General features: G+C 62.1%; 8 protein-coding genes. 6 read left to right on the plus strand and 2 right to left on the minus strand.

Annotated elements, in window-relative coordinates:
- The 6 genes from QZ522_RS17040 to ureG all read left to right on the plus strand — a co-directional run.
- Nucleotides 1–107: urease subunit gamma (locus QZ522_RS17040; protein ID WP_294614403.1), on the plus strand; the 107-nt coding region annotated here is incomplete at its 5' end.
- Between the two features lie 12 nt (nt 108–119).
- Nucleotides 120–425 carry an urease subunit beta gene (locus QZ522_RS17045; protein ID WP_294614382.1) on the plus strand — a complete coding sequence of 102 codons (306 nt, stop codon included), beginning with the start codon at nt 120–122 and terminating at the stop codon, nt 423–425.
- On the plus strand, nt 425–2,134 hold the full coding sequence (ureC, locus tag QZ522_RS17050) for an urease subunit alpha (protein WP_294614385.1): 1,710 nt from the start codon (nt 425–427) through the stop codon (nt 2,132–2,134). The genes QZ522_RS17045 and ureC overlap by 1 nt, the downstream gene beginning before the upstream one ends.
- Before the next feature lie 8 nt (nt 2,135–2,142).
- Nucleotides 2,143–2,616 carry an urease accessory protein UreE gene (locus tag QZ522_RS17055; RefSeq protein ID WP_294614388.1) on the plus strand — a complete coding sequence of 158 codons (474 nt, stop codon included), beginning with the start codon at nt 2,143–2,145 and terminating at the stop codon, nt 2,614–2,616.
- On the plus strand, nt 2,606–3,253 hold the full coding sequence (locus tag QZ522_RS17060; RefSeq protein ID WP_294614391.1) for an urease accessory UreF family protein: 648 nt from the start codon (nt 2,606–2,608) through the stop codon (nt 3,251–3,253). The genes QZ522_RS17055 and QZ522_RS17060 overlap by 11 nt, the downstream gene beginning before the upstream one ends.
- A complete protein-coding gene (gene ureG / locus QZ522_RS17065; RefSeq protein ID WP_294614394.1) occupies nt 3,250–3,870 on the plus strand; it encodes an urease accessory protein UreG in 621 nt (206 codons plus the stop codon). The genes QZ522_RS17060 and ureG overlap by 4 nt, the downstream gene beginning before the upstream one ends.
- Nucleotides 3,871–3,884: 14 nt before the next feature.
- On the opposite strand, the gene QZ522_RS17070 is transcribed toward ureG, so the two are convergent.
- Together QZ522_RS17070 and QZ522_RS17075 are read right to left on the minus strand one after the other, a co-directional pair.
- A complete protein-coding gene (locus tag QZ522_RS17070; RefSeq protein WP_294614397.1) occupies nt 3,885–5,210 on the minus strand; it encodes an aspartate aminotransferase family protein in 1,326 nt (441 codons plus the stop codon).
- A gap of 9 nt (nt 5,211–5,219) precedes the next feature.
- Nucleotides 5,220–6,140, minus strand: a 921-nt coding sequence (locus QZ522_RS17075) for a C45 family peptidase (protein WP_294614400.1), incomplete at its 5' end; no start/stop codon positions are given.

Here is a 6,140-nt window from a genome sequence, read left to right on the forward strand (position 1 = left end):
GCGATCAATGCATGGATGGCGTCGCCGAGATGATCCACGAGGTTCAGGTCGAGGCGACCTTTCCTGACGGCACCAAGCTTGTCACCGTTCACAATCCGATCAGATAGGAGGCCGCCCGCATGACCCCCGGAGAGATTTTTCCTGCCCCCGGCACGCTGAGGCTGAACGCCGGGTCAACAGCGATCACCCTGATGGTTGCCAATACCGGCGACCGCCCCGTGCAAGTCGGTAGCCATTACCATTTTGCCGAAACCAATCCCGCACTCGAGTTTGATCGCGCCACCGCGCGCGGTATGCGGCTTGATATTGCGGCAGGCACCGCCGTGCGGTTCGAGCCGGGGCAACGCCGCGAGGTCGATCTTATCCCGATCGGCGGTGCGCGTCGCATCTTCGGCTTCAACGCCCAAGTGATGGGAGATCTCTGATGCCGCGTGAAATCCCCCGCGCGCAATATGCGGCGATGTACGGCCCCACCACCGGGGACAAGGTCCGGCTCGCCGATACCGATCTTATCATCGAGGTCGAGCGCGATCTGACGACCTATGGCGAAGAGGTAAAGTTTGGCGGCGGCAAGGTGATCCGCGACGGCATGGGCCAATCGCAGGTCACCCGCGCAGGCGGCGCCGTGGATATGGTGATCACCAATGCCCTGATCGTGGATCACTCGGGTATCTACAAGGCCGATGTCGCGCTCAAAGGCGGGCTTATCCATGCGATTGGCAAGGCCGGCAATCCGGACACGCAACCGGGCGTCGATATCATCATCGGCCCCGGCACCGAGGTGATCGCCGGAGAGGGGCGCATCCTGACGGCGGGCGGGTTTGACAGCCACATCCACTTTATCTGTCCGCAACAGATGGAGGATTCGCTTCATTCCGGGGTGACCACCTGTTTTGGCGGCGGCACTGGCCCGGCGCATGGCACGCTGGCGACGACCTGTACGCCCGGCCCCTGGCATATCGGGCGCATGTTGCAGGCCTTTGACGGCATCGCGATGAATGTCGGCTTGTCGGGAAAGGGCAACGCAAGCCAGCCCGCGGCGCTTGTTGAAATGGTCGAAGGCGGGGCCTGTGCGCTCAAGCTGCACGAGGATTGGGGCACCACCCCGGCGGCGATCGACTGTTGCCTGTCGGTGGCCGACGACATGGATGTTCAGGTGATGATCCACACGGATACCCTGAACGAATCCGGGTTCGTGGAACAGACGGTTGCCGCCATGAAGGGCCGCACCATTCACGCCTTTCACACCGAGGGTGCGGGTGGCGGCCATGCGCCGGACATCATCAAGGTCTGCGGTGAAGAGCATGTCCTGCCCTCATCAACCAACCCGACGCGGCCTTTTACCGTGAACACGCTTGAAGAGCATCTTGATATGCTGATGGTCTGTCATCATCTCGACAAATCCATCCCCGAGGACATCGCCTTTGCCGAAAGCCGGATCAGGCGCGAAACCATCGCCGCCGAGGATATCCTGCACGACATCGGCGCGTTTTCGATCATTGCTTCGGACAGTCAGGCGATGGGGCGTGTCGGCGAGGTTCTGATCCGCACATGGCAGACCGCCGACAAGATGAAGAAACAGCGCGGCCGCCTGCCCGAGGAAACCGGCGATAACGACAATTTCCGGGTGCGCCGCTATATCGCCAAATACACCATCAATCCGGCCATCGCGCAGGGGGTTTCGCATGTGCTTGGAAGCATCGCGGTCGGCAAGCGCGCCGATCTTGTGCTCTGGAGTCCGGCGTTTTTTGGCGTCAAGCCAGAGATGATCCTGATGGGTGGCACCATCGTCGCCGCGCAGATGGGTGATCCGAACGCCTCGATTCCGACGCCGCAACCGGTCTATTCGCGCCCGATGTTCGGCGCGTTTGGCCGTTCGCTTGAACATTCGTCGGTAACCTTCGTATCCGGCGCGGCTCAGGCGGGCGGGATCGCCGAGCGTCTTGGCCTTGCCAAGCAAACCCTTGCCGTGAGCAACACGCGCAACATCGGCAAAAAGGATCTGATCCTGAACGATGCCACGCCGCATATCGAGGTACATCCCGAAACCTATGAGGTACGCGCCGATGGTGAATTGCTGACCTGTCAGCCCGCCGAGGTGCTGCCGATGGCGCAACGCTATTTCATGTTCTGAGGGGCCTTATGACCAATCTTCCGATTGCACAAATCCTGCACCGCGCCGGGCATTGGTCCGGCACGGCAGAGACCTGCGAGCTTGGCTATTCCGACCGCTTCCTGCGTCGCAAAAAACTGACGACACAGTCAGGGCGGCCGTTTCTTGTCGATCTGGCCCAGACGACATCGCTTGATCATGGCGATGCGCTTGAGCTTGGCGATGGCGCTTTGATCAAGGTGATCGCGGCGCAAGAGGCGCTTGTGCGGGTGAGCGGCCCGGATCTTCTGCGCCTTGCCTGGCATATCGGGAACCGCCATACGCCCTGCCAGATTTGCGCCGATCACCTTTTGATAGAGGCGGATCCGGTGATCCGGCACATGCTTGAACACCTTGGCGCAACCGTGACCGGGATCACCGCGCCCTTCACCCCCGAAGGCGGGGCCTATGGGCATGGGCGCACACATGCGCATGATCACGGGGCCACCGCGCATGACCACTGACCTTCAGGTTCTGACGCTGGCACAATGGCTGTCACCGGCCTATCCCACCGGGGCCTTTGCCTATTCGCACGGGATCGAAATGGCGGTGCAAGAGGGCAGTGTGACGACCGCAGCCGGATTGCAGGGCTGGCTTGCGGATGTGCTTGCGCATGGCAGCGGGCGCAACGATTGCGTCCTTCTGCGCGCGGCTCATGCCTGTGACAGCGTGGATGAGGTGCTTGCGGTCGATGCCGCCGCCCAAGCCTTTGCGGGGGCCGCTGAGCGCCTGCGCGAAACCCGCCTTCAGGGGCATGCCTTTGCCAAAACCACCGCCCATATCCGGGGCGATGACCTGCCTGATCTATGTGCGCCGGTTGCGGTCGGCTATGCGGCCGGGCGCGCGGCACTACCCGTGAACTTGACGGCGGCGATGTATCTTCAGGCCTTCGTCGGCAACCTTGTCTCGGCGGCGGTGCGTCTGGTGCCTCTGGGGCAGACCGAAGGTCAGGCGGTTCTTGCTGCCCTGACCCCGCTTTGCCATGAAATCGCGGAAGAGACCGCCGACACCCCGTTGGATGCCCTGCAAAGCACCGCATTCCTTTCTGACATCGCGGCGATGAAACACGAAACTCTGGAGCCAAGGATATTCCGATCATGAGTGAGATGAATGGCCCTCTTCGCGTCGGGATCGGTGGCCCGGTTGGCGCCGGTAAAACGACCCTTACCGCCGCGATAGCGCGCGCGCTTCACCCGGCATTGTCGATTGGCGTGATCACCAATGACATCTACACCCAGGAAGACGCCGAGGCCCTGATGCGGATGCAGATCCTGCCGCAGGACCGGGTGATCGGCGTTGAAACGGGCGGCTGTCCGCATACGGCGATCCGCGAAGATGCCTCGATCAACCTGGCGGCCATTGCCGAGATGCGCGCCCGCCACCCTGATCTGGAGGTGGTCCTGATCGAGAGCGGCGGGGATAACCTTTCGGCGACGTTCAGCCCGGAACTGGCCGATCTGACGATCTATGTGATCGACGTGGCCGCCGGTGAGGAAATTCCGCGCAAGGGCGGGCCCGCGATTACCAAGTCGGACCTTCTGGTGATCAACAAAACCGACCTGGCGCCGCATGTCGGCGCCTCGCTAGAGGTGATGAAGCGCGACAGTGCGCGGATGCGCGGGCAAAAGCCGTTCCTATTCTGCGCCCTGCGCCATGGCGAAGGTGTGGACGAGGCCGTATCCCATATCATCGAGGCAGGTGGCCTTCGCCGACCCTGAGGGCGGTGGCCGTTTTACGCGCTGAGCGCCGTGTTGATGGCGCCGGACAGCTTGCCCACCAGCTCGTCGATCTGATCGTTGCTGATGATAAAGGGCGGCGCCAGAAGCACGTGATCGCCGGTTTTGCCGTCAATCGTGCCGCTCATCGGGTAACAGATAAGACCGGCCTCAAACGCTGCGGACTTGATCCGCGCCGCAACCTTGCGCGAGGGATCGAACGGCGCCTTGGTCTCGCGGTCGGCGACAAGCTCGATCCCCTGAAACAGGCCTCGGCCCCGGATATCGCCCACATTCGGATGCTGGCCAAACTCTACCTCAAGTGCCGCCATCAATTTCGCGCCTTGGGTTTTTACCTGCGGGATAAGGTTGCGCCCGAGCAGGGCACTGACCACGGCGACGCCGGCGGCGGCGGCCGTGGGATGGCCAAGATAGGTATGGCCGTGCTGGAAGAACCCGCTGCCATTCTCGATGGTTTCATAGATATGGCGGCTACAGAGCATCGCGCCGATCGGCTGATACCCTGCGCCAAGGCCCTTGGCGATGCACAGGATATCGGGGGCAACGCCGTCTTGTTCACAGGCAAACAGGCTTCCGGTGCGGCCCATGCCACACATCACCTCGTCAAGGATCAACAGGATGCCGTATTGATCGCAAATCTCGCGGATGCGTTTGAAATAGCCCGGCGCGGCGGTAAGGGCCCCTGCCGTGGCGCCGACAACCGGCTCGGCAGCGAAGGCCATGACGTTTTCCGGCCCGACCCGCAACAGTTCTTCTTCCAGAAGGTTCGCGGCGCGCAAGCCATACTCTTCAAGGCTCTCGTCATCGCGCTTGAGGCGGTATTCATAACAGGGGTCGATATGGCTCATGTCGATGAGAAGCGGGCCGAATTGCGCGCGGCGCCATTCATTGCCCCCCGCCGAGAGCGCGCCCATGGTATTGCCATGATAACTTTGCTTGCGGGCAATCAGGCGGCCCCGCTTGGGCTCGCCCTTTTCTACGAAATACTGGCGCGCCAGCTTTAGCGCGGCTTCCATCGCCTCGGAGCCGCCCGAGACAAGATAGACCCGGTCCAAATCGCCCGGCGCGTGGGCGATCAGAAGATCGGCCAGCGTTTCGGCGGGCTCGGATGTGAAAAACCCGGTATGGGCATAGGCCAGATTATCAAGCTGTGTCTTGACGGCATTAATGATCGTCTTGTCGCCATGGCCAAGGCAAGACACTGCCGCCCCGCCCGAAGCGTCAAGATATTGCTTGCCGCTGGTGTCATAGAGATAACATCCCTCACCGCGCGCGGCGACCGGGGGCAGTTGCTTGGTATGGCGTGGGAAAATATGCGACATCGGTCTCTCCTATGCGGCGCCCGGTATTTGTACATGCCGGCCGCCTTCGTGAAAATGATCCATCGACTGCGCCCAGACGGTTCCGGGCCAGCGGATCTCCATCTGTTGCAGGCGCGGGCGATAAACGGCGGTGTAAAGCGTGCCAAACCCGGCGGAAAAGGCCGTTGAATAGAGCGGCGGGCGCAGGAAGGCGCTGATGAACTTGTCTTCGGGGTCACGGTGCAGGGTCAGGCGCTGAAGCAGAAACCGCTCGCGCTCGACCGTGGCGGTAAAGCGCGCGTGGCTGACCCATTCGACGTTTTCCTGATGGTTGGTGGCCACGGCGGCATGGGTGATCACCGCCGGGCGGTCCGGGGCCATCATCGCGGTCAGATATTTGCGTTTGGCATCGAGCACGGTGACATTATAGCTCATGTGGGTCGGCACCCGCGCCAGAACGGCGCCGGCCTCTTTCGCGGTTTCGCAGGTCTGCAACACATAGCGCAGGATAAGCGGCACGCCAAAGCCCTCGCCGACCACACGCCGTCCGCCGAAGGTAAGCGAGATTGCCAAACCGGCATCGTTCATACCGTCAACCATCCCCCAGAGCCCGTCAGAGGTACCGATGACGCGCCGCCCCTGCCAGCCGGTCCTGAGGATCAGGCTGTCGAACGCGTTGGGGTTATAGTCGTAGTTGCGCACGAGAACCGGTTCTTCGCCGGGCCAGATCGCCTGACTACAGCCCGAAAGATAGGGCGGCGGGCAATAAAAGCTAAGAAAGCGCGACGCCTTATCGCCGCCGCCCGCCAGGTCGCACAGGCTATCGTAAAGCGGTACGATCTCGGGCATGTGCTGTGCGAGTGCGCGACGGCTTTCAAGGTATTTGGGCCGCGCCGCGTCGCCTTCCTTGAGCCACCAGCGTTTGTAGGCGGGCCAATATTCAGCGAAAAG

The sequence above is a fragment of the uncultured Roseovarius sp. genome, assembly GCF_913054395.1.
GTDB lineage: Bacteria > Pseudomonadota > Alphaproteobacteria > Rhodobacterales > Rhodobacteraceae > Roseovarius.